At 70.4% G+C, this 3,075-nt stretch carries 2 protein-coding genes and 1 pseudogene; all 3 read right to left on the bottom strand.

The window, feature by feature from the left end; translation table 11 throughout:
- Positions 1-131: 131 nt before the first annotated feature.
- The gene (locus VLI41_RS10765; protein WP_414692543.1) at positions 132-335 is read right to left on the bottom strand and encodes a transposase; all 204 of its coding nucleotides are present in this window, start codon (positions 333-335) and stop codon (positions 132-134) included.
- A 457-nt stretch (positions 336-792) separates the two neighbouring features.
- A pseudogene (locus VLI41_RS10760) lies at positions 793-1,935 on the bottom strand (recombinase family protein); the annotation flags it as partial.
- 2 nt (positions 1,936-1,937) lie between these two features.
- On the bottom strand, positions 1,938-2,966 hold the full coding sequence (locus tag VLI41_RS10755; RefSeq protein ID WP_325268072.1) for an IS5 family transposase: 1,029 nt from the start codon (positions 2,964-2,966) through the stop codon (positions 1,938-1,940).
- Between the last annotated feature and the right edge of the window lie 109 nt (positions 2,967-3,075).

Below are 3,075 nucleotides of genomic sequence, written 5' to 3'. Positions count from 1 at the left end.
CGCATCCGACGAGAGGCTAGAGTTTCCGCGGCTTTCAGGGCTGGCGGAGGCGGCGGATGGCATCGGCGGACGGGTTGCGGCGCGCGAACGCGAGGAACGACCCGTGAGAGCTTGTCTGAGAATGGAAGTATTCACGCTGCGGCCAGTCTCCGCAACATCAGCCGCGTCATGGCAAGGTAGATCCAGGTCTCGGTCGTCCCGCACAGCCGCTCGTAATCCTTCGACAGCCGGCGGTTGCGGCCCAGCCGCGCGAAGGTCCGCTCGACGACCGCCTGTACGATCGTGCCAGCAGGGGGGATTGGCGCCCGTTGGCTCGGGCCGAGTTGAGCTGTCATCGTCTGCGGGCGGGGGAACACGGAAGACGACCTCGATGTGCTCGCCGTCGATTTCGACCCGCCGGACCAGCGTTCGGATGATCTCCCGTGTACCGTGCCAATCGAGCCTGTCGAGACTGTCGCGCACTCTGGCCGCGAAGTCCTCGACGCGGCCGATGACGAGGGTGAGCTCGCGTTCGGCGTCGACCGCTTCAGCGGCCGCACGCTGCTGGTCTCGGAGCTGGGCGACGCGCGCCTTGAGCGCGGCGACGCGCGGCTCGAACTCGGGGCGATCGATCACGCCCGCGGCATAGCTGTCGATCAGCCGACCGATCCCGCGCCGAAGAGCCGCCAGCTGGCGCTCGGATCGAGCCAGCTCCTCTGAGCTGGGGCCGCTGTCGTGCGCCTCGTGCAGGCGGCGGCGGTACTCGACAGCCAACCTGTCAGGCTCCTCCAGGAGAGTGCACACGCGGTCCCACACGGCCTGCTCGAGATGGTCGCCCCGCACGGACCGGTTGCTGCAGACCGCGACGCCACCGAAGCGGTGCCCGTCGGTGCCGATGCAGCGATACTGGTGGTACTCCCCCTTCGAGGGGTCCTTGCCCGATCTCGGGGTGGTCTTGCCGTAGTAGGCGTACCCGCACCGGCGGCAGACGGTCAGCCCCTGCAGTAGCCAGCGGGGGCCACGCAGGCCGTCCCGTTTGCGCTGGCGGTTCTCGGCGAGCTGGGCCTGGGCCGCCTCGAACACCGCCTCGTCGACCAGGGCTGGCACGGGCACCTCGATCCACTCCTCGCGCGGCACGGCGACGCGCGCTGTCGGGCGTGCGGAAGGGTGGGGATGGCCACGGATCGGTCGCAGCCGTGGCCGGGCCGGCAGGTAACGCGAGTGGCCGTAGATGGCGCGCCCGATGTAGGCGGTGTTGGTCAGCATGCCGCGCACGGTGGAGGCGTACCATCGCGCCCGACCCCTGCGGCTCTCGCATCCGGCCTGTCGCAAGCGACGGCAGACCTCGCGCAGGCTGAGCCGATCCAGGCCGATCCAGGCGAAGATGAGCCGCACGACCCGCGCTTCCTCCGGGATCACGTCGAAGCGCGCGACCCCGCCGCCTTGATCCTTGGGCACGTAGCGGTAGCCGAAGGGGGCGGTGGTGAACGCGCTCAGCAGTCCCGAGCGCGCCGCGTGGCGGCGTCCCCGTCGGCTGCGCTCCAGGATCTTCGCCCGCTCGTACTCGGCGATCACCCCTTGCATCTGCAGCAGGAGGTCGTCCTCCGCCGTGCCGCCGATGGGCCGGTTCAGGAAGACCACCTCGACGCCGGCGCGGCGGAACTCTTCCATCAACAGCGCCTGGTGGGCGTGGCGGCGGGCGAGCCGGTCGGGGGCGTGCACATAGAGCCTCTCGACGGCCCCGGACGCCACCACGTCGCGCAGCCGCTCCAGCGACGGGCGGACGAGGGTGGAGCCGCTGAAGCCCTCATCGGCATAGGCGTGATCGGGCTCGAGCTGTCCGCCGTCGGCAGCGATCCGCTCGCGTAGCGCCGCGACCTGGCTCGCGATGGTGTTGTCGCGCGCCTGACTCTCGCTCGAGACACGCGCATAGAACGCGACATGACGCTCAGGCATGCTCACCTCCGCTCCTGCGGGCCGGCATGTCCGCTTGGTCCCGACCACCGCTTCCCGCCTTGCGCACGCCGCCTTGCCGGATCGGGACCAAGCGGGCGTAGGCCTTGATCAGGCACTGCGGGCTGAGCCGGGTCGTCTCGAACGAGACCCGAACATCCAAGCGGGGGCGATCCACACGCCGGACCATCCGCTCCTCCATGGGCACACGCCCCTGGTGGGGGCACCCGATGGAGCTTCAGCCCCGCACGGCCGTCGTCATAGCCCAGCGGGCGCAGCCGCCTTCGCTCGATCGCCTCGGACCACTCGAACCCCGGTTTGGCAACGCTGTACAGGCGATCACCACCCGCCGGCGCGGCAGCACCCGGAACCCGGCCGGGCGCTCCGGCGGCTGGCCGGCGGCGGCCCACACCCGCGTGCCGGTCCACCAGTGGCGCGTGATCTCCAAGGACCAGCCCAGGGTCCCGGCGAGCCAGTCGCCCAGGCCCGCGGTAGGCGGTGTCGGCCCGGACCAAGCGAACCCCCGGGAGATGCCGGTGCAGGCCCGCCAGCACCGGCTCGGCGGCGGGCCGGTCGTGCAGGTCGGCCGGCAGGACCTTGGCCTTGAGCGGCAGGCCCCGCGTGTCGACCACGAGGTGCCGCTCGCGGCCGTTCACCTTCTTGCCGCCGTCGTAGCCGCGCGGCCCGCCCATCTCCGTGGTCTTGACCGACTGGCTGTCGATGATCGAGGCGCTGGGCTGGGCGGTGCGGCCCATCCCCTCGCGCACGCGCTCGCGCAGGGCGGCGTTGGTCGCCTCCCACAGGCCGCTCAGGCGCCACCGCCGGAAGTGGTGGAAGGCCGTCTTCCAGCACGGGAAGCCGTCCGGCAGCATCCGCCACGGCACGCCGCCGCGCAGGACGTAGAAGATCGCGTTGAGGATCTCGTGCATAACGGCCGAGCGGGGACGCCCTCTGGCCTTCCCAGCCGGAAGCAACGGTTCGAGGATGGCGAATTCCGCGTCGCTCAGGTCACTGTCGTAATGCTTGGTGCTCATTCATCATATATTTGCACCTTACATTCTCAGACAAGCTCTTATACCGAATCCGGCTGATCAATGCGCAGGCGGGCTGGTGGGGGTGACGGCCGGCCACCAGGCGAAGTGG

Source organism: Phenylobacterium sp., assembly GCF_035475775.1.
Lineage (GTDB): Bacteria > Pseudomonadota > Alphaproteobacteria > Caulobacterales > Caulobacteraceae > Phenylobacterium.
The sequence above is the reverse complement of the archived record's forward strand: the minus strand, read 5'-3'. Positions and strand labels throughout refer to the sequence as shown.